Origin of the sequence: Streptomyces sp. NPDC086549 (assembly GCF_044746205.1) — a bacterium.
GTDB lineage: Bacteria > Actinomycetota > Actinomycetes > Streptomycetales > Streptomycetaceae > Streptomyces.
Genome location: NZ_JBIVBS010000003.1, coordinates 819,620 through 842,465 on the forward strand (window position 1 = coordinate 819,620; position 22,846 = coordinate 842,465).

Consider the following 22,846-nt stretch of genomic DNA (forward strand, 5'->3'; position numbering starts at 1 on the left):
GGCAGGAATTCGGCAATTCGACCCGCTGGAACGGTGGAGGACTGGTGCTGCGGTGCTGATCGGCGTGTCCGATTACACACACCTACCCCCAGTGCCCTCCATCAAGAATAATCTGGCTGCGCTCACCGAGGTGGCGTTGTTGGGGCTCGGGATCCCGCAGAGCAACGTGCACACCGTAGAGAATCCCACTTCAGCGGCACAGGTGCACGAGAGGATCGACCTCGCCATGGACGCCGCGGATCCCGTGTCCGGCGGTCTCTTTATCTACTACGCCGGGCATGGCTGGACCGATCCTCGGAACGGACGCCTCTTGCTCGGTCTGGCCGACTCGAACCAGTACAAGGTCTGGACCGCCATGGAGTTCGACCGAATCCGCGAGCAGGTTGCGGACTCTCCGGTCGGCTCGCGTTTGTTGATCCTGGACAGCTGCTACAGCGGGGCAGCACTCGACACTCTTTCTGCGGGCCTGAGTAGTGCGTCACGGATCGAGGGCACCTACGTGATGACGTCCTCCAACGCCACCAACGCGTCACGCGCCCCGCGTGGTGACCGCTTCACTACCTTTTCCGGCGAGATCATCCGTTTGCTGACCGATGGGATCCAAGGCGGCCCCCCTGTGATCGACACGGACACACTGTTCCGTCATGTGCGGGCCAGTTGCCAGGAGCAAGGCTGGCCAGAGCCATCGCGACAGATCGGCCGGGACGGAGACCGTGTGGAACTCATGATCAATAGGTGGAGGCAGCCATGACCGAAGTTCAACTCCGTATCGTCGCGGAGACCGGTGCGAAGGTGCCGGACGGTCTTCGGATCTTCCTCTCCCGGGACCCGGAACTTCGCGGTATCGGTCGGGCTCGGTGGGCCTCGACGGCGCCAAAGGAAGGCCAGCTCGGGGACGCCCTCGACGTTCTGACGTTGGTGGTGACCAGCATTCTCGCACTGCCGTCGGCAATCGAGGCAGTCAAACGGTGGTGCGGATCCCGCGGCACTGTGGAAGGTGTCGAAATTCGCCTGGGCTCGCAGAGGATTACGGTCACCGGGACTGAAGACCCTGCTGAGATCCGGCGCATGGCAGACCTGTTGGAGGCGGCGTACACCGAGAGCGCACCTGAGGAGGGGGAGTAGGCCGGATTCCTCGCTGCAGGGTCACCGGCTAAGCGGATGGCTCGGCGGCCCGAAGGGCTGACGAACACCATCAGATAACGGAATTCCCCGCCTGCTCGGAGTCCCTGGTGAGAAGGTAGGCGGCCTCCAGAGTGCACGTGTTCGGCTCGTACGTCCCATTCACCCGAAGCTGGGTTCCGCCGAGCTCGCCCCCTTCGCGCGGGATGGGTACTGCTGCGGGGGCCGGTGACGGTTGGCGGCTGAGGACGGGGATGGTCGGTGTTCTGTGGGCCGCGGAGGTCGTGTTCCTCAGTTTTCTGTTCGCCCTGCGCCGTCTCGCACGGAGCGACCAGAGAGGCACCTTGTGGGTCGGGTACGCCGTCTCTCATGCTGATCGGCGACACCCTGTGACTGTGAGCGGTCGGCCTGTACGGCCCCGAGGTGATGTCCTGTCAGCTGGTCGACGCCTGCGTTTCCGCGGGACTGCTGGTGGTCGCTGTCGGCCCTTGGGTGCCCGGTGGGGCGAGCGCCCTGGGCACTGCTCAACCGAGGTTGCGATGGGGGATGGAGGGTGCGGCGGCGTTCATTCCCCTGACGGTCTGCACGGCCACGGCGCTGGGATATGTGCTGGCTCCGCCTGCCCGAGACCCGGTGCCGCTGTTGGTCGGCGGAACGGCACTGCTGAGTCTCTGGGCTCGCCAGAGGTTCCTGCTCAGGGAGAACTCCAGAAACGACGACAGAGTCCTCGTGCGGCTGCCCTCCCCGTCAGATGTCGAGCACCAGCAGGGGGTCGCAGGAACGCGAGACGCAGATCAGCATGGTGTTGTCCGAGGCCCGCTCGTCCTCGTCGAGAGTTGAGTCCCGGTGGTCCGACGTACCGTCCAGCACGTCCGTCTCACAGGTGCCGCAGGTGCCTTCCCGGCAGGAGAACAGCACCGGGACACCCGCCTCCTTCACCACTTCGAGCACCGATCGGTTCGGCGGCACGGTGAGCGTGCACCCCGACCGGGCGAGCACCACGTCGAAGGCGCCCGCCGGAGCAGCCTCGGCGGTTGGCCGGACCTGGGCGAACCGCTCGATGTCCTGGGTACCAGCGATCCAGCCGACGCAACTCTCCAACGGCCCCAAGCAGCGGCTCCGGGCCGCAGGCGTGCACCAGCGTGCCAACGCGGGGCGAGCCGATGAAGGAGGCGAGGTCCAGTAGGCCGCACGCGTCCTGCGGCCGGATCCGCGCGCGGTCCCCGTAGTGCTCCAGGCAGTCCAGAAACGCCATGGAGCCGCGGGTGCGGCCGCCGCCAGCCGGTTGTCGTCCTGCTTGGGTATGCCGGAGCGGTAGAGGAGCGCGCAGACGATCAGTTCCGCGGCGAAGGAGCCGGCCGACCCCCTGTAGGCGGTGGAGTAGCTTTCCAGCATCGCCTTCGCCTGTATCGTCCCATGCACACTCGTTGTCCCGGCGGTGATCCGTCCGGCACCTGCTGGTCTAAGGCAGGCAGATACCCACGCTGTCACCACTGCCCTGGGGACCAATTGGGGACCACACGGTGCTCGCGACCCTGAACAGCACCCTCGGGGATGCACGTCCTGCACCCTAGTTTTGCCTGATATGTGCAGGTAATTCCTATGGCCCTCACTCCTGGGGGTCAAGGGGTCGCAGGTTCAAATCCTGTCGTCCCGACTTTACGAAGTAGCAGGTCAGGGGCCATTTTAGAGGAGATCTGAAGTGGCCCCTTGATCATTCTTGGGGACCGCTTGGGGACCAGTGCACTTTGAAGGGGCTGTGGCGCACCTTGACCCCGTGCCGGGGGCCTCGACGTCGGTCAGTGGCGGAGCAGGTCGTCGGCGTCGACTGTCAAGTAGGTCTCGGGAGTGGTGGCTTCAAGGGTCGACGTGGACGAGTGCGGCTTGGTCCAGCGTGAGACAGGGGCCATCCGGCGCATAGAGGCCCGTCTGGGGGGCGGACACAACTCGGCTGAGAGGATGCCCGCGTTGCGGTATAGCTCGCGCCCTGAACACAGGGACCGGCGGACGGCCGAGGCGCGAGGTTCGTCGCCACCGTCTGGTGGGAAGTACCGCTTTGTACCGACCAGTCCGCTGCTGGGCTTCTTCTGTGTCTCCATCCTGGACGCGTACTCGGAGGTTCTGGCCGACCTAGCGTTTACAGCCGCGTGGTAGTTCGAACCCATAGCGTCACGACGCCTCGTCGCTGGAAGTCTTTGAGCCGGTGGAAGTTGCCGTCGACGGCAAGTTGCAGAGCATCTGCCCCAGTGTCCGCGAGGAGGGCCAGTTCTTCACTGTGGGCCTCGGCGGCGACGTGAAGGCCGGGGAGCCGGTCACCGTCTCGTGCGCCTACCGGGTGCTCGTCCAGCAGCACGGACACGTCCGGCACTTTGACCTTGCCCAGCTGACCAAGGATTTTCGGGCTGAACTTTGGTACGGCGATTGCGGTATCCGCTACATGAAGGTCTTGGATTACCTCACCGGTCCATGCCGGCCGCGGCATGCGTAGCTCACCGCATCGGATCCGTCGCCGAGCGTCGAAGTTGCTTACGAAAATGGACGTTCCTCAAGGGTGGCGTGGGTGCTGGAGCGAGAGATGCGCACGGTCACCAGTCGACAAAAGTGATCACAAACAGTCAAGAGCGTGGGTGGTCTACTCCCTTTGTCTGCCCCGAGCCTGACGGAGCGTGAGTGAATGTCGGTATGTGGGGCTACTGTGTGGAGTGATTGGCCGAAGGCACGGGGTGCGGCGGCCGTCTCTTTGTGTGATGCGCCAACGCGCCTGTACGCCAAGGAACCAATGTGCGAAACGAGATCGGCTTCCTCTCAGTCGGGGAGGCGTCCAGGGGGCGCAACGCCACCGCCCTCCGGCATGGGAACCGCAGCGGGAACCGTCACGAGCAGACTGCCGCCGGGGGTGTCTGACCGTGGTGTGGCTCGACGAGTACGAGCGTCGGGCGCGACTCGTGCCCGGTCTGCTTGCGATCTTTCCGATGGCGATTCTGCTGTCGGTGCTGAGCCTGCGTCAGCTGCCGACGGTGTCCTACGCCATGGGCGCGGTGGTCCTCATCGGCACCCCCGTTGTGGTGGCTGACATAGTCCGTCAGCAAGGCCGGAAGGCCGAGAAGACACTTTGGATCAGGTGGGGTGGCCCGTCGACCACGGCGTGGCTGAGGCTGCGGGAGCCCTCGGACAACGAGGTGCAGCGGGACCTGTGGCGCAAGGCAGTATCGGAAGTGTCCCACGTAGAGCTTCTGAGCCTGCGGGCGGAGCGCGCGAATCCTCTGCGAGCGGACCAAGCGATTGCAACGGCCGTTGGCCAGGTGCGAGACCGCACGCGAGACAACGAGAAGTTCAAGCTGTTGTTCAACGAGAACCGCAACTACGGGTTTGCCCGCAACCTGTACGGGGTTCGCTGGATCGGCCGCGGCATCAGCCTCGGTGGAGTCCTGGTTGTGGGTGCTTACATGGCGTGGTTGTCGCTCGGGCGGCACCAGGACGGCATAACGGCCGAGAACTTGTTCGCCGTGGCTGTGTGCTTCGCATTCTTCATCTACTGGTGTCTTTGGCCTTCTCCAGGGCGGGTGCGAGAAGCGGCAAATAAATACGCCCAGCAGTTGTTGCAGTCTGCCGTCACATTGAAGGGTGACGCCGCTGCGACTGTGTCGGATCCGAACGCGTGAGTCTGCACGACCTTGAACGGAGTGGTGGAACAACTGTGATGAAGATTCATTTCCTCAACGTGGGGCACGGAGACTGCACGATAGTTGAGCTGCCCTCGGGCAGGATCATGATGATCGACATAAACAATTCGAAGAAGCTGCCCGAGGAGGATGAGAAGGCTCTGGCCCTCGCCAAGGGCGTCTCCCTGTACGACTTCCGGCACCAGGCGCAATTCATCAAGGGCAAGTTCCGCTCTTGGGAGGAGTACTACAAGTCCCTGCTGGTCGATCCGGCTGACTACTTCAAGGAAAACTTCCCAGGCAAGAGCCTCTTCCGCTACATCCAGACGCACCCCGACATGGATCACATGAGCGGTCTGCATCGGATTTTCTGGGACGAGAAGGTGGATCTGGTCAACTTCTGGGATGTAAACCACGACAAGACATTCAAGGAATCCGACTTTGACTACGGGCCGTTCGACTATGCCGACTGGGAGGCGTACGAGAACCTGCGCACGGGAAAGGGGCCGGACGGCAGCACCCTCGAGGTCCTGAATAAATTCAGGGGCTGGACTGGGGAGTACTGGACCGACGACAACATCGAGATCCTGTCGCCCACGCCAGAGCTGATCGACGGCTGCGCTGCAAGCGGGAGCTACAACGACTGCTCCTACGTCCTGAAGCTGACGCACGCCGGCCGTACGGTGATCCTGCCTGGCGACGCTGAGGCGGCTGCCTGGAAGTCCATCCTGGACGAGCCTGGGGAGGACGCGATCAAGTGCGACGTCCTCAAGGCGTCGCACCACGGCCGGGAGTCTGGCTACTACAAGGAGGCCGTCGATGCCATGTCACCAGAAGTCGTGATCTGCTCGGTCGGCAAGAAGCCCGACACCGACGCCTCCGACGAATACAAGAGCCACGGTGCGAAGGTGCTCTCCACGCGATTTAACGGCACGATTACCGTCACCATTGGGGATGACGGCGATGTGTGGGTGGAAAACCAGGAGGGGGAGAAGATCTACACGGTCGACTAGGGCAATCTGAAGGCAGTCAGGCTAATATCTTAAGGAGGGATCTTGCAGCGACAGCCTGTCGTCTCGAGTAACGTTGCTTCGATAGGTTATGACCTCGAAGGATCGATTCTTGAGGTTGGGTTCCATAGCGGAACTGTGTACCAATACTACGGTGTTACGCAGTCGGTATATGCCGCGTTCATGAATGCTCCGAGCAAAGGCCGCTACCAGGCTCACTTCATCAGGGATCGGTATTTGTATCGGCGTGTGATGTAAGGGTGGTTACTCGTCCGTCCTCTTCCTTCGCCGACTGCTGCGGCTGGATCTGGTGTCTGGGGCATCGCTTGCTGAACTTGCCGCCGCCCTCAGCGCCTTTTCGACGGCCGCACGTCGCTCCGGATTCTGCGTCCTTCTTCCTCGGCGATGGTGCCACGGCGTCACGGATGCCCCGAGCGCTGACACAAGCGTCCACTCCTCCAACTGGGCTGAGGGCTCGGCGATGTTGGCTTGGGGACCAGCTCTGGGGACCAGTGGTCAGTGCACGGATCTGCATCGCAGGGTCGACCGTGGTGAAGAAGAGAGTGGATGCGCCCAGCAGGTCGACCTCCTTAGCGACGATAATCTCGGGCCTCACTGTCAGGCGCCGTGACAGAGCTTGATCCGGGATCTTGGACACGGGCTACGCGGCTGGCACCGGGTCGTTGATGTTGCTGGGAGGAGGCGTTCCTGCTTGTGTTTGTGAACCTGGAGGAGGCCAGGGGCCTCGGGACTTGCCTTTGGTCAGGAATCACAGGCAGGTCGGGATCTGGGTCGTCCCGAAGAGTTGGGGCGGCAATGCAACTATGCCGGCGATCCGGTCCGCTTCCAACATCGACTGGCGGATCTGAGGCTCGACTCTGGGCGAGGAGTGCGAGCCGTTGGCAAGGGCTACGGCGGTCGTCCGTGGTCCAGGGCTTCGGCGTAGTTGGGTGACGCCCGGTTTGTGGCGGACTGTCAGCTCAACGGCGGCGTTCTCGGAACGTGACAGGCACGGCTTCCAAGATCATGGAGTTCTCGACGCCCCGTGATCCAAGTGGAAGACCGTGCCTGCCGACGCATCATCTCTGATCCCGCCTGCCCTTGACCAACTGCGCGAGAACCCGCAGGTCGAAACCGAGGAGGTCCCGGCTCTGCTGGAGCGGCTGGCCGAGGTGCCGGATCCGCGTGACCCGCGCGCGGTGCGCCACCGCCTGGCCGTCGCGCTCGCTCTCACCGCGTGCGCGGTGCTGGCCGGAGCGACCTCGCTGCTGGCGGTCGGCGAGTGGGTCGCCGATGCCCCTGGGTATGTGCTGGAACAGGTCGGTGCGGACCCCGATCCGCTCCTGCCCATGCGGGTGCTGCCCGCCGAGAGCGCGGTCCGCCGGCTGCTGGCCCGCATCGACGGCGACGCGCTGGACCGGGCGGTCGGACGCTGGCTCGCCGACCGTCGCCCGAAGGCGACCGCGCTGCGTGGCCTCGCAGTGGACGGCAAAAGCCTGCGCGGCGCGGCCAGAGCGAAGGGCCGCAATCCATCTGCTCGCCGCGCTGGAGCACGCCACCGGCCTGGTCCTGGCCCAGCTGGACGTCAGCGAGAAGACGAACGAGATCTCCTGCTTCCAGCCACTGCTGGACACCGTCGCCGACCTGGCAGGAGTCGTCGTGACCAGCGACGCCATGCACACCCAGCGCGAGCACGCCGACTACCTCCTCGGCCGGGCCGCCCGCTACATCGTGATCGTCAAGGGCAACCAGAAGAAGCTGCGCCGACAGCTCAAGTCCCTTCCCTGGAAGGACATCCCGCTTCAGGGACGCACCCGGGGAACCGGCCACGGCCGCTCCGAGATTCGCCGGATCAAGGTCGCCACCGTGAACAGTCTCCTCTTCCCCGGAGCCCGCCAGGCCGTCCAGATCAAACGTCGGCGTACCGACGGCAAGACAGGCAGGACCACCGTCAAAACGGTCTACGCCGTCACCAGCCTGACCGCCGAGCAGGCCACTCCGGCCCAGCTCGCCCGACTCATCCGCGACCACTGGACGATCGAAGCCCTGCACCACGTCCGCGACACCACCTTCGCCGAAGACGCATCTCAGCTGCGGACTGGCAACGCGCCCCGCGCGATGGCCACCTGGCGCAACCTCGCCATCGGGGCACTCCGGGCAGCCGGAGCGAAGAACATCGCGGCCGGTCTTCGCCGCAACGCCCGCGACCCCCGCCGCCCCCTCGCACTCCTCGGCCTCGCATGATCACAAAACGGGCGCCACACAACTACGCCGAACCCCTGGTCCGTGGTCGGCCAGCTTCGAGACGGCGTGCTGGAGCCAAGCGAAGTGGGCAGCACGTCCTGCGCCGACTTCCTGCCATTGCCAGCAAAGTGGGCATCGCTGACCAGATCGACCAGACGCGGTGGACTCAGTGTCGCGCGGTGGCATGCCGTGGACGGCTCCTTCCACAAGTCATTGTCCGTGACCGTGGTTTGCGGTGTCTCGCGAGCGTTGTACGGTACCGGCGACCCACTGTTTTTCTGATTTGCTTGAACCGGGGGCGGGGCGAAGTTGTCGACTATCGGTCTGGCCGCAGCTATCGAGGAGCTGCGGCAGGAGCTGTACGAGGCGCAGCGGCTTGGTGTCAACCAGCAGTTTGCCTTCGGCGTTGAAGAGGCGGCGCTGGAGCTGCAGCTCGAACTGCGCAAGTCCGCCAAGGGAGACGGCAAGCTTTCCTTCGGCGTGGTTGCGGTCGGCGTAAAGGGCGAGCAATCCACCGTCCGTACCCACAAGCTGGTGCTGAAGCTGTCAGTTAAGGACCGGGCCTTCGGAGGCGCGCGCCCCGAGATCGGCGACGACGAGTTCGGATCGCTGGACGAGGAGTGACGTGGATCCGCGCAGACTGGCGCTGATCCGCAGCGGGGGCACCGGCGAGGGGCGCCTCACTGTCGGCTCCGGCTATCTGATTGCCCCGCGACTCGTGCTGACCGCCCGCCATGTGCTGGAGGACCGCGACACGGGAATGCTGTGGCCGGTCATCACCGTACGGATAGGCCACCACCTCGACGGCGAAATGACACGTGTGGACGCGGAGCTGCTCTGGGCCCACCCGGACGGACTCGACGTCGCGCTGCTGCGCATTGACCGCAAGATCGATCCGCCAGGCTCCGTTCGCTGGGGCAGCCCCGCGGGCACCGCGCCCCTGGCGTACGAGGGTCTCGGCTATCCCTGGGCCGCGAAAGGGGAGACCCGGGCGCCGGAGCACCTGCGCGGTGTCCTGCCGGTCCTCTCCGGAGGCAAGGATCGCTACGTCCTCGACCAGGGACCGGCCCCCACCGCCCGTACCGACGGCGGGAACGCCTGGGGTGGGGCCTCGGGGGCGGCGATCTTCTGCGGCGGCCACCTCGTCGGCGTCGTGACCGAGGAGGACCAGGCGTACGGAGCCCGTCGGCTGATCGCCCTGCCGGTGTCCTCCTTCGTCGGGGATGGCGGCTTCGTGTCCCACGTCGAGGAGCAAACCGGTCGGTCTCCCGAACTGAGTAGGATCGGCGCGTCTCTACCCCAGGCAGGGCCCGCTGCCGAGCGCACGCCCGCCGAGCGTGAACTGGAGACGCTGCTCGCGCCGTTGTTCGCGTACCCCGGCGTCCGCGTCGATCATGCTCGGGCCCTGGCGCGAGAACTTGGCTACGAAGCCGATGGCTATGAGCCCACTGCTGCCGACCTCGTAGCGCTCCTCATGGCGCATCCGCGAGCGCTCGCGTCGCTCGGCGAAGCCCTCGCGAGCAGCGCGCAGGGGACGGCCCGCGCCGCTCTGACTCATCTGTTCTCGTGGGCCAGGGCACTTGACTGCGGATCGCTGCTCTCCGTGAATGAGTACGACGTTCTGATCGGCCTGCTGCGCCGGGTCTGCGAGAAGCAGCCAGCTCTGTTGCCCCGAACGGCCAGTGAGGCGCTACGGTACGTCGTTCTTCCAGAGTCCCTCACGCGTCCGCAGCTCGGCGAGGACGATGTTCGCGGCGTGGTCGAGGGCTTGGAGGATCTGTCCGACGGCGTGAGCGGCCCAGAGGGAGCCCCGCCGGTGCCAGCGCTGCTGCGGCTCGTCGAGTACGTGGCGGCGGCCGTAGGCGACGGGCTGGACGACGACTTGCGCGCGTGGTCGGAGAAAACTGCTCGGCGGCTCGGTATCCAGGCCGGGGCCCTGGGCGAGCGGCGTGCAGACGCCGCCCGGTGGACGAAGCGCGCAGCGTCGCCGGTGTCACGCATCGTGATGGAGCTGGCACACGAACCCTCCGCGGGAGATGACCGGTACCGGGTCCGGATTCTGCTCGTCCGCGACGACGGTTCGTACCGCGTGCTCAAGGAGGCGGAATCGGTGCCCAAGACCCCGCGGGAGGCAGCGAACAGTCTGAGTGAGGCGGTCTTCGCCGCAGCCCAGGAGCCGGGGCAAGGCGACCACGTACCTTGGGTGACCGTCGTGGTCGACCGGGCGGGCCTCGACTTGGCCGTCGACGAATGGGAGCCCGGAGAGCACGACGACATCCTTCCGGCATGGCCGATCGGAGCGGACTACCGTGTTTCCCTGAGCTGCCCGGAACTCAGTGACCGGAGGCCGGAACGCGAAGGAGACCAGGAACGCCGGTGGAAGAACGGACGCGCGTCGGTGCTTGTCACCAGCCGGACATCTGGGGACTCCAGGCAGCTCGTGAATCTGCTGAAGACCAAGCATCGTGACACCGCGCGGGTCGTCCTCCACTGCCCCGCCGACGAGCGCCGGTCCTGGTTGCTGACATGTCTTGTGCTGGGCGTTCCGGTAGTGCTGTGGGACCGTGAGGCTAGCGGTTTCGAGGACGCAGGGAGACTGGAGATCCTAGCCCCTGCCGGCGACCTGGAGGGACTTCCCGAGCGGGTCCGGGACTTCCGGAGCGACTCGGCGGCTGGCCCGGCTGAGCGACAGGCACGTCCCTCCCTCGTGTGGGAACCGGAAGGCCGTCTCCCGCGGACTGAGTCGCTTCGACTGAGTGACCCTTGGAAAGGATCGCAGGCGTCATGACCACCTCAGAGCCCTTGGTCGGTACAAGCCCTCGGCGTTCATCCTCCGACGGCACAGGTGGCGACGACTGGTGGCTGTTCCGCGGAGACGGCGAGCGCCGTGAGGTGCCGTTCCCCGCCGCACCCCCGTGGCGCCGATTCGACCGGCAGGAGACCGTGACCGGTGACAGGGTTCCGTACCCACGGCCCTACCTCATCGGCCCCAACGAGGTGGAGGTGGTGAACGCGGCACTCCACCTGCGCCGGCCCCTCCTGGTGACTGGGCAGCCCGGCACGGGCAAGTCATCGCTGGCCCACGCCATCGCTCACGAACTCGCGCTCGGCCGCGTCCTGCAGTGGCCAGTGAACAGCCGCTCAACTCTTCAGGACGCCCTTTACCACTACGACGCCGTCGGCCGGCTGCGCGAGGCGACCCTGCGGCGCGACGCGGACGGCGCGGAACCAGACATCGGCCAGTACATCCGGCTCGGCCCCCTGGGCAACGCGCTTGTGCCCCGGGAGCGCCCCCGCGTGCTGCTCATCGACGAGCTGGACAAGGGCGACGTCGACCTCCCCAACGACCTGCTGACCGTATTCGAGGAGGGTGAGTTCGCCATCTCCGAACTCACCCGGCTGCCCGCGAGCCACGCACCGGTACACGTTCGGACCGACGACCTGGATGAGACCGCCCCAGTCACGCGCGGCCGCGTCCGCTGCGGTGAGTTCCCGGTCGTAGTCATTACCAGCAACGGCGAACGGGAATTCCCGCCCGCCTTCCTGCGCCGCTGCGTCCGCCTCGATCTCCCGGAGCCCAACGAGCGTCGGCTTCGGGAGATCGTCGCCGCGCACCTCGGTCCCGACGCCCTGGACGACACCGACGACCTGCTTCGGGAGTTCCTCGAACGCCGCGCCGAGGGCGAACTGGCCACCGATCAGCTGCTCAATGCCGTCTTCCTCCGCAAGGGTGGCCTGAACCTCGACGCGGCTTCCCTCCTCCAAAGCGTCCTCCACCGTCTCGGCGGAGCCGTGTGACGCCGTGATCTCGCGCGTGACGAAGGTCCTGGCCGAGAGCGGGGCGGAGCTCTCCCACGAGGAACTCCTCGACGCCATGTGGCTCGCCGGGAAGCTGCCTCGGGACTCCGGGCCCCTAGCGCGCTCTGTCGGCGCGGCCGCTGCGACTTCGGAGCGGCACGGCGAGCCCCACCACGACGGGCCGACGGTGCTGGCACCGGAGACGGCGGAGCCCGCGCCAGAACCGACCGCTGCGGAGACCGAGAAGAAGCGATCCGCGCGCCCGCTCCTGGCCTCGGCGCAGCCCAGTACCGACGAAGACGCACAGGCGCCCGCGGGCCTGTCACCGGCGGTCGCCGTCCGCGCCCCGGACAGCAGTGCCCTCGGCGCCGGGCAGCTCCGGCTCGGCAAGTCCCTCCGGCCGCTGCGGCAGCGCTTCCCCGACCGGCGCCAACAGGAACTCGACGTCACACAGACCGTCGCTGCCATCGCTGACACGGGCGTGCCCGAGACCGTCAGCCGTGCCGTGCGCACCCGCTGGCTGTCCCTGGCTCTCGTAGTTGACGACGGCGTCTCCATGGTCCTCTGGCAGCGGCTCGCCGCCGATGTCCGGGCGCTGATGGAACGCGCCGGGGCCTTCCGAGACGTGCGTGTGTACGGACTCGACACGCGAAGCGGCGCCACTCCGTCCCTGCGGACCAGCCCGTACCGGCACCGCGGTCGACTCTTGACGCCGGAGACTCTGTGCGACCCGACTGGCAACACCCTCGTCCTAGTGGTCAGTGACGGTGTGGGCGAAGCTTGGCGGGACGGCAGGATGCGCCAAGTGACGGACCGCTGGGGACGTTGCGGTCCCACCGCGATCATCCAGGTACTGCCCTCCCGGCTCTGGGCGAGCTCTGGTATTAGTGCGAGGCGCTGGCAGGTCACCACCCATCGCCGTGGCGGCCCCACCCGCTCCTGGCACGTCACTGACCCGGACCTGCCGCCGGACCTTGTTCACTTCGACTCCGTACCCATCCCAGTCCTCGCGCCGACCCCAGGGGCCGTCTCCGACTAGGCAGGGCTCGTCGCGTCACCCGGTGGCACATCGCTCCTCCCGCTGTGGGAGGCCGGCCGGGCCGGCTCCAGCTGGACCGTCGCCGACGCCCGGGACGGCGACGCTGCCGAAGCAGTACTCCGCTTCAGGGAGGCCGCGTCCGCCGACGCGTATCGGCTCGCGGCCCACATAGCGGCAGTCGCCCCCGCCACACCGCCCGTGATGCGCCTGGTGCAGGCCGCCCTCGGACCACCGACAGACCTCGGCCACGTCACGGAGGTGTTTCTAGGGGGCTTGATGCACGAGCTCGACGCTGACGCGGCGGACCGTCTGCCGCACCACCGACGGTTCGACTTCGCGGACGATGCGCGGCGTGTACTTCTCAGTGCAGTCTCCCCGAGGGAACTGCTGCGGACCGCCGAGGCCGTGACGCGGCGCGTTGAGGCCGCCGTCGGCCGTGCACCGGTCTTCCCAGCGTGGGTCGGGCACCCGGACGGCACGGCCGTCATCGACGACTTCGGGCGTGCCTTCGGCTGGCTTCGGGAACAGGCGCTGACGCGGCTCGGCATCCCGTCCGCCAATGCCGGGCCCGTGGCGGACACGCCGGAACGACCCAGTGGAAGCCCCAGGGGCGAGATTGGGGATTCCGCCGGTCCCCAGGTATCCGGGGCTGCCGCGAGTGATGAGGCGTACGATGACACGCCCGGTGAGCCCCTGCCACCCGGCTGGGTGGAGCTCCTGCCGGAGGACCCGGTAGGGCTCGGTCGGTTCCGGCTCCGTGCACGCAGTGCCCGGGGCTGGCCCCACCTGACGATGTACCTGGCCGAGGACGAGGACGGAACAGTTGCCACGGTCCGGGCGCCGGTCACGCTGCATGCCCGCGCCCCGAGAACCGCGCTGGACCTCGTCCGGACGGAAGCGGAGTGCCTGACGCGCATGCAGGGCATGTATGTCCCTGCACTCCTCGGCGTGGCGGCGAACACCACAGGGGAGCTGCCGTGGGTCGCGGCAAGCTGCGTTCACCGCCAAGTAGATGTCCTGTCCTCACCGCCCGCACCAAACCTGCGCGCCGTCCTCGACGAACACGGGGGCACGGTCCCGGAGGAGCTCTTCTTGCGGATTGGGCTGGGCCTGACAGAAGCAGTTGCCCTCGCCCACTCACGGGGACTCGTGCACGGCTCGCTCTCCCCCCGGGCTGTTCTTGTGACGGACCGCGACGTCCGGCTGGTTGGCTGGGCCACGGCTACGGTCGATGGAGTCGACAGCACTCACCGAGACGTGCTGCCGCTCAGTGACACCTACCTGGAGGCGGCCGACGACGGGTCCCTCACGCCGCAGAGCGACGTATACGCCGTTGGGGCGCTGCTGTTGGCCTTCCTCTCGGGACAGTGGAGCGACCCGAAGACCGACAGCTCGGAGCATGGTCCTGGGTCTAACTCCGGGATCGGACCGGTGCTCATGAGCACACTTCGGCGTTGTTTGGAGAACGACCCCAGCCGCAGACCCTCGGCCGCTGCGCTGGCGGAGGCGTTCGCCGTTTGGTACGGAGGCCAGACGGCCGACCGAGCGTCGGTTGGAGCGTCCCCCGTCACGGTCTCGGGCGAGGACACCGCGGAGGGAGATCGCCCGGGCGGGAAACCCTTGCCTTTGGTCTCCGAGGAGACTGTGAGGAAGCTGCCTCGCGGCCCGAGAATTCCCGCCGACGAATTGGGAACGTTGGTCGAGGGACGCTACCTGCTGACTCAGAAACGGCACGTTGGAATGACGTCGACCACCTGGCAGGCGACGGATGAGCAACAGGGCAGGGACGTCACTCTCAAGCTGTTCAACGCACCGACGACGGGCGCAGCGGCCGCAGAGGAGAACTTCATCGCCGATGCGGAGCGACTGGCCGCACTCGACATTCAAGGATTCGTGCGGGTCACCGGCTACGGGGTGCACAACAGGCGTCCGTACCTCGTGACGGATGCCGTCAACGGCGAGGACCTGGAGCAACTGCTGAAACGTGCACCCGGCACTCTGTCCTTCGACACAATCAGAGAAGTCGGCCAGCAGATTGCGCAAATGCTCGCCGAGCTCCATCGCAACGGCCTGCTTCACCTGGAACTCAGCTCCTCAGCCGTGGTGTTGGGCCAAGACGGTCGGGTACTTGTGACAGATCCCGGCCTATGCGTCCGCCGCCTGCCACGCACCGACCTGAGTGCGCTACGACCAGCCCGCAGTCCCTCCCCTTTCATGCCTCGCTACAGGTCGCACGAGGAAATCTTCGAGAACGTCCCTGTCGATGACCGAAGCGACCTGTACTCACTGGGCTGTCTGCTCTACGCCATGGCCACCGGCGCACCGCCCGTCCCACCTACGCTCACCCCACAAAAGGCAGATACTGACCGCGGCTCGCATCGTCGACCGGACCTGCCCTCCAGCTTCCCTCCCGAACTCGCAGCACTGGTCACGGACCTTCTGGCGACGAACCCTGAGCACCGGCCAGCCAGCGCGACTGAGGTGCTGGACAGGCTGGCGCGTACGGGTGTGGACGACGAGGAGCTCCTCGCGGCCTACCGCGCACTGCGGGATGCAGACCCGGACGGCACACGCATGGGTCGTGTCCTGAGGGATGCCGTCGACGAGGTATTGGACGGCGAGGTGACGGGCCGTTACGACTTGAAGCACATCACCAAGACGGAGCGGACGCACATCGGGAGTCTGGTGCACACCGCGATCCAGCGAGAGTTTCGCTTTGAGGACGGTCAGGCCATGGACTTTCGCATCGCCGGCGTCGATGTCGACTGCCGGTTCAGCCTTCAATTCGGCGGTTGGATGCTCCCTCCCGGGACGCTGGGGCACCTCTGCCTTCTGGTCTGGGTGAACGACTACCAGAGCAAGTGGAGCGTCGGATTGCTGCGCGTCAACCAGGAGTGGCTCAACAGCGGGGGCAATCGAGACCTAAGGGCCACGCTCAAGGCCGCGCATCGCGACAAGATCCTGTGGCTCTGGCGCGACGCCGAGCTCGCGGAGAACGTCCTCCTGCACATCTCCGACACCGACCGGGAAGCGGTCTTCGAGAGTAGCTCTGGTCAGACCCGGCTCAACGAGCTGTTCCGGCGAGTCCAACGGCGCCGGATCGGACGGAACACCGTCCGCACCGTGGTGCAGCAGCGGGACTACATGAAGCGCGTCCGCGGAAACGGCGGATCCCGCTCAGCGCTTCGGAACGAGGGAATCATCATCTTGGGCGACTACGACTCACATCGGCGCGTTGCGCGTCAACTCGGTCTCCCCGTCCCCAGGGAAGGGGAGTTCATCAGCGCGAGGGTCGCGCCGGCTGTGCCTGGGGTCGGCAAGCCTGTCTTGGAGATGGACGGCCGACTCTGGTCTCTGGCCTCGCCCGAAGATCCTGTGCACCCTGCGCCGACGCTTCCTTCGCATCTGCATCCGGCGGCAAGCAGTGATCATGTGGACGGACCCCGCCGGAACTGATGTGCGCCTCGTCCTCCCAACGCTGGCCAGCTGGGGACGTGGTCCTAGGGGGGTGCCTCTATGTCCTTCGTCAAGCGGGCTGTGGTGTTCGGGGTTCATAGAACGTTCCGTCGCGGAGCATGGCGAACAGGACGCTGATCCGGCGCCGCCTGGTCGGCCAGGCGGCAGACCCTGTCACGGACTTCGGCCCGTGCGACGCGGATCGCCCGAAGGGCGGTGTCGCCGGAGGCGGCGAGGGTGTCGACCAGGCGGGAGGCCGTCGGGTCGGAGGCGACCAGCCCGAACACGGCCGGCTCGGCCCGCAGCATGCCGACATCGGCCAGGCAGTCCCCGACCGTCGCGACCGCCAGCGCGAGGTCCAGGAGGATCTTCCCGGGATCGTGGACTGCCCGCGGCTTCCGCCAGGGCGCCAATGCCGCGGATACGGCCTGGTCAAGGCCCGTGTTGCGGACCGTCTCCAGCAGCAGGACCGCGCCGGCCTGCGAGACCACCTGCCGACCGTCTCCCTGGACACGGACATGGACGAGCCGGCACGCGGGTACGACGAGATAAGCTCTCTCATCTGGAAAGTGCTCTTTTCCTTGCAGCCAACAGCAAGTCCTATCGTTGCAGGTCAATGGCACTTTCCGTGTTTCTGATCAGCTCTTGGACAACCCACCTCGTGAAAGCGCGAGGCTAAGGAGTTGTCCGCTCCCGGGATGCTCGCCTTACGGGCGCCGGTCGGTTGGCTCGTCGCTCTTGGGTGGACCGGAGGGCGTCTGGGCGCTGGTCGCTTGATCGGAGGTGCTGGCGGCTTGGTGGCCGTGGAGTCGATAGACCATTTCATCCGGACAACGGTCTAGGCGGGCGCGACGCCAGGCAGCGTCGTAGGACAGGGGCGTTGCGCTGCGCCGTTGAACGAGGAGGGCTCGGAGGCTGGTCATTGGGGCCAGCAGCACTCGCCACAAGACGAGCTTCATGGGTGTGCCCTTCGAGCTGTCGTGTCGGCCCCGGGTGTGTCCATCGGCGCGATGCTGCTGGGCAAGCTGCCGCCGTTGAGTGCCTTGAGGGAGTCGGACAGTACGAGCATTGCCTGCTGTCGCTTTTCGACGTCCGTGAACCCTTGGCCGACCTGCTCCCATTGCTGTAGGAGTGGGAACCACCAGCGGTTGCAGGAGTAGATCAGGCGAGCGAGGCGCTGGAGTTCGGCAACATGCTCGTCAGCCAGGGCACCGGGGGCGTGGTGCTCAAGTTGATCCAGGACGACGAGGTCCGGGTGGTCGTAGAGGTTGTCTTTCAAGAAACGCAGACGGCGGACGCGTTGCTCGTCCGCTGCCCGCTGTGCCAGTAGGTCCTTGGCGGTGCTGGGCAGACCGAGCGCCGCATAGACGTTCAACAGGCAGTAGTTCGAGGCGCGGTGGGGCAGACAGCCGAGGGCGGCGTTGACGGCGTCCTGGGCAGCGGGTACGTCCGAGGCCGTCAGCCGTGCCGCTGTAGCGGAGGCAGCGGCATGCACGGCGGCGCGCACTGTCTCCTCCGCATTGGGGGGCACACGCCACAGTGGTCGCCAGGTGATCGTGTACACGGCTTCGAACGAGATGTCGTCCGTGGCACTCGGCAGCAGACGTGGCTGGACAGACGTACTCCTACGGACTGCGCGCCTCCATGGCCACCTCACGTGAGGCTCTCTTCGAGCGGAAAGACCGTGCGCAGACGGCTGTCGACGAGGTGGTTGTAGAAGTCGTCAGCCACACTGACGCCCTCAACGGTGGAGATGCCACGCAGCTCGCTCATGAGCTTCATGCCAGCCTCGAACATGTTGTGGCCGCGTAGCGCAGGCAGGAGTTGGTCGCGCAACTGTGTGTAGGCGCTGGGATCGCCGGCGCACGAGCGGATCCAGTCCGTCAGACGCGAAATGACCTGGCCAGCGGTGTCCGATGAGGAGAGCAGGTTGTTGAGGGCTCGCTGTACGTCGATGTCCGGGGGAGGCGCGCACACGAGCCACGGTGCGTCGTCACGGCGGACGGTCATCAGCGCGAGGAAGGCCAGCGCGCCGCCGCGCGCCGAGGCTTTGCCCTGTTGCCAGCCCTGGACCTCAGCAACCAGTCGCTTTGCCACGGTGGGGTGTGGGACAAGATCGTCGTAAGCAGCCAGGACTTGGCCCGCTGCGTCGGCGTTCTTGTGCGCGACGCGACGCAGGCGTACCATGGCCCGCTTGGCCAGAGACGTGGCGGCTGAGGAGTCCTCCAGGATCCGTCGGCACAGCGCAATTACAGCGGGCGCGTAACTCCTCTGTTCCGCCCACCCGTAGAGCGCTGCCCACGCCAGGCGGCCGACGTGTTCGTTGCGCACGGCCTTTTCCAGGACCGCACCGAGCACCTCTGGCTGGCTGCTGCTGACGAGTTCACCCAACTCGGTGAGATAGCCCACCGTTCCGTGCCGCACGGTGAGTTCGGCCAGCGCCGCCACGGCGTGGTCTTCCGGATCGGCGCTCTGGGCTGTCGCGACGAGCCAGGTCAGCAAGGGTTTGCGCATGACGTCGTAGTTGTCCCAGACGTACTCCAGCACCGCGCGTCCGTAGGCAGGCCGGTCGAAGACCACTGTGTCCTGCAGGTCGACTCGACCCCCGACGTCCTGGATACGCCGACGCATTCCTCGTCCTGCCAGGGCACTGAGGGGCGGCGAGAACCCTGGTGCTGTGTCGGCGGCGCCGGGCGCGTCTCCGATGGCTGCGAGCAGAGCGGCTGCACTGCGCGCGACGATGGGCATGGGCGCAGACTGCTGCACGGCCAAGGCCAGGAGCAGGCAACGGTCTTCCACGGTGAGTGACGGGTTACCGTGCGCGTGCAGGCTGTTCAGCTCGCCGAATCGGCTGTCGAGTTCACCGCGCCAGTCGGTCAACGCTGCGATGATGCGGTCTTCGAGGGTGCTCCCGGTTTCACCCTCGCCTTCGGCCTGCGCGAACGACTGCTGGGAGCTGGTGCGGCTGTGCTCCTTCCAGGCCATCACGACGGTGTGCGCGGCCCGCACGGCGGCCACTGCTGTCAGCCCGCGCAAGGACGTGGTGGTCTTGGAGAAGGAGCGAAGTGACGTGACGAGTTGGTCGTAGCCGTAGGCGGTCAGGTGCGCCTCGACCACGCGCTGGGCATCGGGCGCCTGCTGCAGATGAACGACTTGGATGCCGTCACGATCGCTGAGACGGTGGTCCTTCCACAGGTCCTGTGCGACGGTCAGTGCGAGGTAGGAGCGGCAGTCGCGCAGGTGAGAGGCGTGTTTCGACAGGGCGTTCAGGAAGTCGGTGGATACCTGGTCGTTCTCCGGATGCTTGAGATCGAGTTGGTACGCATGCGCCTTCTCCAGAGGCAGGCGCCCTTGGCGGGGAGTGTCCCAGTCCGCATCCAGCTGGACCAGGGTGGTTTCATCAGCAGTGTGCTCGGCCAGCAGGCGCAGAGCGAAGGTGGTGGAGCCACACGAATGCGGTGCCACAATGACGGTGATCGGCTGGCGAGGACGGCCGGTTACAGGATTGACGATCTGCTCCCAGACCAGGTCCCAGTGCGGGCCTCGTACGAACGGCTGGTCGAGCAGCCGCTCACGGTTCTGTTCCACGCCCTCCAGTAGGTCCCGTTTCCGAGTCTCCAGGATTACCTGCTCGATGTGGTGGGCGACAACTTCGGGGTCCCCGTACACGTGTGTCGCTGCACCGTCTGTTTCGTGCACGCGGGGCGCGGGTGGCAAAGCGCCCGGCTGTGGGGGAACTGGAGAAGGAGACGGGTTGTCTGGGTTCGCGCCCTGTCGATCGGCGGAGCCGGTTCCGGTGCGCAATCGATGCAGCCAGCCGCCGGAGCCGTTGGACTGGCTCTCATCACCTTCGTTGTTCGGTGGGGTGGCGTCGGAGCGAGCGGGGTCGAACGGTACGTCAGTCATACTGGAACTCCAGGGTGAGTGCGGGAAAGGCAGCGGGGCCGAAGGCCAGACACCTCACCGCTGGCGGCGATCGATTCGCACGGTTTCGATGCTGTTGGCGATCGTGGCGTCGCTGACCTGAGCGTGGAACTGGAACGTGCCGCCGCTGCTGGCAGCAGGCGCCGCCGAGGCAGCGTTCTGCTGCGCGGGAGAGGACGGAGCAGAAGCCGACGATGCGGCGTCTGTGACATAGGGGTGTACGGCCGGACCGGTCAGGCCCGGTACATGAATCCGGCAGGGCTGCTCGAAGCCGGGCTTGTCGCTGACGCGGGCAACCGCCTCGAGGAAGTGATGTGAGCCCAGATCCTGCGTGCGTCCCGAGTGCACGGTGCGCTGGTAGACGATCTCGGAGAGCGCGGCAGCAAGGAAGCCGCCATTGTCCTTCGCGGCGGACAGCGCCTCGCGGTTTGCCTGACTGTCGAGCAGCCGGGTGGTGTCATTGATGGCGTTACCGCGGTGGTCGGGCAGGGACAGCGGGCCGATGTGCACACTGGCCCGCAGCCGCAGGACGGGACTACTGGCCAGCCGCTGCCGCTCGTAGCGCACCAGAGCCGCATTGAGCCGGCCCAGCAGCGGGTCCACGAGTCGTGCCAGCACTGAGGGCGGGAACAGCAGGATCGCCCCGTCGCCACTGTCCTTGTAGCCGCCGGGAAGTTCCTGCGGGTCGGGCAGCTGGCAATCGGCGAGCACGGTCGCCACGATGTCGTCCACGTCGCACCGGGCGGCGGCCATCTTAGCCTCGGGGATCTGGCTGTACTTCTCCATGTCGATCGCCACGAGGGCGAGTTCGGCGGGCACATCCAAGTGCTCTGGGTGCAGCGGCGCATCCATCGGGCACCGTCCTTTCAGCACGGGCGGTCAGGGAAGTGCCCATGCTGATCGGGCGGGACGGCCGCCGCTGCCCAGTAGTGGGCACGCCTGAAGTGCGGCCCGTCACGCCTGCGTACGCGCGTGCGATTGAATCGAATGGATGTCGCGAACGAGGAGCCCACCACTGGAGGTGGTGCGGACCCAGTCCTGCTCGCGCCAGGGTTTGAGCGCGTTGACCACCGCGTTGCGGGAAGCGCCAATCATCTGAGACAGCTCCGTCTGGGTCAGACGCACGGCGAGATCCGAAGCCGAAGTGGATGCGGCCTCGACCAGTCGCGACAGAGCCGATGCCAGCCGCAGCGGCACAGACGCGGTGGCCAGTTCGAGCCGAACGGCCTCCGATTCCCTGACCCGGGCGATGGCATGGCGCAGGAGTGGGGCCAGCAGATCATGCTCCTCAACGAACGTGAGGAAGGCGGCAGCCGGGATGATGCGGATCTGGCAGGTCTCGGCGGCGATGACCGTGGCGGTGCGCGGCTGGGAGTCCAACACGGCCAGCTCGCCGAGTAACTCACCGGCGCCGCGCACGGCAAGAAGCGTCCTTTCTCCGCAGGCCCCGGCCAGGGTGATCAACGTTGACCCGGACTCCAGCACGATCACGTGAGTTGCTGGATCTCCCTGGCGGAGCAGCACACTCCGAGCGGGCCTGACGCGCTGCGGTGCGAGCGCCTTCAGGCGTGCCCATAACTTGTCGCCGATCACCGTGTCATGCGGCTGATACACGCGTCCCCCTGCTATGCGGCCCCGACACACTTAGGTGATCGTCTCAACTAACCAGAATGTTGCTCAATAGACACATTCCAGCCATCAGGAGTGCTGCCAGGGCAAAGTCGACGGCCAGGCGGGCCGCTCGGAGCTTCCTGTCCGCCAGCCAGGCCAGCACTTGTAGTCGGCGGCCCTCGACATGCCGTTCAAGCTCCCTATGTGCAGTCGTGCTCACACCGACCCGGTGGTGTATGAGCGCCTCGCCCATCAATTCGGTATGCAGCCCCGCCCTTGGGACCACGGGCCGCAGCGCGAGCAGCGCAGCCCCTATCGCGGCCATCAGCAAAAGACACATCAGGACCAAGGAGAACACCGCGATGGGGGCCATGTCGTGTGCACTCGACAGCACGGCCACCCCAGCAGCCAGCAGGCCACCGGCTATTCCGCACAAAGCTGTTGCTTTCGGATCCGCCCGCTGTACCTCGACGAAGGCGCGTTCAGCGTGTCCTTGCAGCCGTTCCATCTCCAACGGAATATTGCCTGGCTCGTGCATGTCGCCCCACATCCCTCTGTGGCCGTCGCCTGCTTGTCGTGGCAGTTGCCAGCCTGCTCTCAGCTGTCGAGGAGTGATGCCTACCGCAGGGCATCAGGAACGGTAGGTTCCTCACTCCACGGCCTTCCGGGGGTCCGTAGTCGGTCACGTCCGTTGGAGTGGTGTATCGACGGCCACTCGGTGATCTCGTTTTGAGGCTATGCAGTGAGTTCGGTGGGCAGGGCGGTGTCGTCGGTTTCTGACTCGATCGGGTGGAGGCGGGCCTTGGCCAGCAGTTCGCGGCCCATGTAGCGGCGGGCCTCGGTCCACTCGTCGTTCTGCTCGGCCAGGACCGCGCCGACCAGCCAGATGACGGCGGTGCGGTCGGGGAAGATGCCGACCACGTCGGTGCGGCGCCGGATTTCCTTGTTCAGCCGTTCCTGCGGGTTGTTCGACCAGATCT

Annotated in this window: 19 protein-coding genes and 3 pseudogenes; 13 read left to right on the top strand and 9 right to left on the bottom strand. The window is 66.3% G+C overall.

The window, feature by feature from the left end; all coding sequences use genetic code 11:
• Positions 1-52: 52 nt before the first annotated feature.
• Together ACIPSA_RS14665 and ACIPSA_RS14670 are read left to right on the top strand one after the other, a co-directional pair.
• Positions 53-751, top strand: coding sequence for a caspase domain-containing protein (locus tag ACIPSA_RS14665; protein WP_402633809.1), 699 nt, complete (start codon positions 53-55; stop codon positions 749-751).
• The gene (locus ACIPSA_RS14670) at positions 748-1,125 is read left to right on the top strand and encodes a hypothetical protein (protein WP_402633663.1); all 378 of its coding nucleotides are present in this window, start codon (positions 748-750) and stop codon (positions 1,123-1,125) included. Before ACIPSA_RS14665 ends, ACIPSA_RS14670 begins: the two co-directional genes overlap by 4 nt.
• Positions 1,126-1,869: 744 nt before the next feature.
• On the opposite strand, the gene ACIPSA_RS14675 is transcribed toward ACIPSA_RS14670, so the two are convergent.
• Positions 1,870-2,544, bottom strand: coding sequence for a 2Fe-2S iron-sulfur cluster-binding protein (locus ACIPSA_RS14675; protein WP_402633666.1), 675 nt, complete (start codon positions 2,542-2,544; stop codon positions 1,870-1,872).
• A gap of 781 nt (positions 2,545-3,325) precedes the next feature.
• On the opposite strand from ACIPSA_RS14675, the gene ACIPSA_RS14680 reads away from it, so the two are divergent.
• The 4 genes from ACIPSA_RS14680 (at position 3,326) to ACIPSA_RS14695 (ending at position 6,052) form a co-directional block, all read left to right on the top strand.
• The gene (locus ACIPSA_RS14680) at positions 3,326-3,610 is read left to right on the top strand and encodes a hypothetical protein (RefSeq protein WP_402633669.1); all 285 of its coding nucleotides are present in this window, start codon (positions 3,326-3,328) and stop codon (positions 3,608-3,610) included.
• Positions 3,611-4,028: 418 nt separating this feature from the next.
• The gene (locus ACIPSA_RS14685; RefSeq protein ID WP_402633672.1) at positions 4,029-4,784 is read left to right on the top strand and encodes a hypothetical protein; all 756 of its coding nucleotides are present in this window, start codon (positions 4,029-4,031) and stop codon (positions 4,782-4,784) included.
• A 38-nt stretch (positions 4,785-4,822) separates the two neighbouring features.
• A complete protein-coding gene (locus ACIPSA_RS14690) occupies positions 4,823-5,797 on the top strand; it encodes a ComEC/Rec2 family competence protein (protein WP_402633675.1) in 975 nt (324 codons plus the stop codon).
• A gap of 42 nt (positions 5,798-5,839) precedes the next feature.
• Positions 5,840-6,052: a KTSC domain-containing protein gene (locus ACIPSA_RS14695; RefSeq protein WP_402633678.1), complete on the top strand. Its 213-nt coding sequence runs from the start codon at positions 5,840-5,842 to the stop codon at positions 6,050-6,052.
• 511 nt (positions 6,053-6,563) lie between these two features.
• Here the strand turns inward: ACIPSA_RS14695 and ACIPSA_RS14700 are convergent.
• Complete coding sequence (locus tag ACIPSA_RS14700; RefSeq protein WP_402633812.1) at positions 6,564-6,803, bottom strand: N-6 DNA methylase; 240 nt, start codon at positions 6,801-6,803, stop codon at positions 6,564-6,566.
• Between the two features lie 190 nt (positions 6,804-6,993).
• Between ACIPSA_RS14700 and ACIPSA_RS14705 the strand changes: the two are divergent.
• The 7 genes and pseudogenes from ACIPSA_RS14705 to ACIPSA_RS14735 all read left to right on the top strand — a co-directional run.
• A pseudogene (locus tag ACIPSA_RS14705) lies at positions 6,994-7,173 on the top strand (ISAs1 family transposase); the annotation flags it as partial.
• A pseudogene (locus ACIPSA_RS14710) lies at positions 7,100-7,879 on the top strand (ISAs1 family transposase); the annotation flags it as partial. The pseudogenes ACIPSA_RS14705 and ACIPSA_RS14710, both read left to right, overlap by 74 nt.
• A 468-nt stretch (positions 7,880-8,347) precedes the next feature.
• Positions 8,348-8,662 (top strand): trypco2 family protein, encoded by a 315-nt coding sequence (locus ACIPSA_RS14715; RefSeq protein ID WP_402633681.1) that lies wholly within the window; start codon positions 8,348-8,350, stop codon positions 8,660-8,662.
• A gap of 1 nt (position 8,663) precedes the next feature.
• Positions 8,664-10,826, top strand: coding sequence for a trypsin-like peptidase domain-containing protein (locus tag ACIPSA_RS14720; protein WP_402633684.1), 2,163 nt, complete (start codon positions 8,664-8,666; stop codon positions 10,824-10,826).
• Positions 10,823-11,836, top strand: a complete 1,014-nt coding sequence (locus tag ACIPSA_RS14725) for an AAA family ATPase (RefSeq protein WP_402633687.1) — start codon at positions 10,823-10,825, stop codon at positions 11,834-11,836. Before ACIPSA_RS14720 ends, ACIPSA_RS14725 begins: the two co-directional genes overlap by 4 nt.
• 16 nt (positions 11,837-11,852) lie before the next feature.
• A complete protein-coding gene (locus ACIPSA_RS14730) occupies positions 11,853-12,875 on the top strand; it encodes an SAV_2336 N-terminal domain-related protein (protein WP_402633690.1) in 1,023 nt (340 codons plus the stop codon).
• A 201-nt stretch (positions 12,876-13,076) separates the two neighbouring features.
• Complete coding sequence (locus tag ACIPSA_RS14735; protein WP_402633692.1) at positions 13,077-16,331, top strand: NaeI family type II restriction endonuclease; 3,255 nt, start codon at positions 13,077-13,079, stop codon at positions 16,329-16,331.
• 137 nt (positions 16,332-16,468) lie between these two features.
• On the opposite strand, the pseudogene ACIPSA_RS14740 reads toward ACIPSA_RS14735, so the two are convergent.
• The 7 genes and pseudogenes from ACIPSA_RS14740 to ACIPSA_RS14770 form a co-directional block, all read right to left on the bottom strand.
• A pseudogene (locus ACIPSA_RS14740) lies at positions 16,469-16,822 on the bottom strand (transposase); the annotation flags it as partial.
• 464 nt (positions 16,823-17,286) lie between these two features.
• Positions 17,287-17,862: a hypothetical protein gene (locus tag ACIPSA_RS14745; protein WP_402633695.1), complete on the bottom strand. Its 576-nt coding sequence runs from the start codon at positions 17,860-17,862 to the stop codon at positions 17,287-17,289.
• Between the two features lie 122 nt (positions 17,863-17,984).
• Entirely contained in the window at positions 17,985-20,237 is a 2,253-nt protein-coding gene (locus tag ACIPSA_RS14750) for a hypothetical protein (RefSeq protein ID WP_402633697.1), read from the bottom strand.
• A gap of 54 nt (positions 20,238-20,291) precedes the next feature.
• A complete protein-coding gene (locus ACIPSA_RS14755) occupies positions 20,292-21,107 on the bottom strand; it encodes a hypothetical protein (protein WP_402633700.1) in 816 nt (271 codons plus the stop codon).
• A gap of 102 nt (positions 21,108-21,209) precedes the next feature.
• Entirely contained in the window at positions 21,210-21,899 is a 690-nt protein-coding gene (locus tag ACIPSA_RS14760; protein ID WP_402633703.1) for a Crp/Fnr family transcriptional regulator, read from the bottom strand.
• 13 nt (positions 21,900-21,912) lie between these two features.
• Positions 21,913-22,404 carry a hypothetical protein gene (locus ACIPSA_RS14765; RefSeq protein ID WP_402633706.1) on the bottom strand — a complete coding sequence of 164 codons (492 nt, stop codon included), beginning with the start codon at positions 22,402-22,404 and terminating at the stop codon, positions 21,913-21,915.
• A gap of 197 nt (positions 22,405-22,601) precedes the next feature.
• A partial coding sequence (locus ACIPSA_RS14770; protein WP_402633709.1) for a transposase occupies positions 22,602-22,846 on the bottom strand: 245 nt, incomplete at its 5' end.

Excerpts from the sequence above, each read along its gene's own strand:
- ACIPSA_RS14670 (WP_402633663.1), top strand. The coding sequence starts at position 748 with ATGACCGAAGTTCAACTCCGTATCGTCGCGGAGACCGGTGCGAAGGTG.
- ACIPSA_RS14725 (WP_402633687.1), top strand. The coding sequence starts at position 10,823 with ATGACCACCTCAGAGCCCTTGGTCGGTACAAGCCCTCGGCGTTCATCC.
- ACIPSA_RS14765 (WP_402633706.1), bottom strand. The coding sequence starts at position 22,404 with ATGCACGAGCCAGGCAATATTCCGTTGGAGATGGAACGGCTGCAAGGA.
- ACIPSA_RS14735 (WP_402633692.1), top strand. The coding sequence starts at position 13,077 with ATGCGCCTGGTGCAGGCCGCCCTCGGACCACCGACAGACCTCGGCCAC.
- ACIPSA_RS14690 (WP_402633675.1), top strand. The coding sequence starts at position 4,823 with ATGAAGATTCATTTCCTCAACGTGGGGCACGGAGACTGCACGATAGTT.
- ACIPSA_RS14755 (WP_402633700.1), bottom strand. The coding sequence starts at position 21,107 with ATGGATGCGCCGCTGCACCCAGAGCACTTGGATGTGCCCGCCGAACTC.
- ACIPSA_RS14750 (WP_402633697.1), bottom strand. The coding sequence starts at position 20,237 with ATGACTGACGTACCGTTCGACCCCGCTCGCTCCGACGCCACCCCACCG.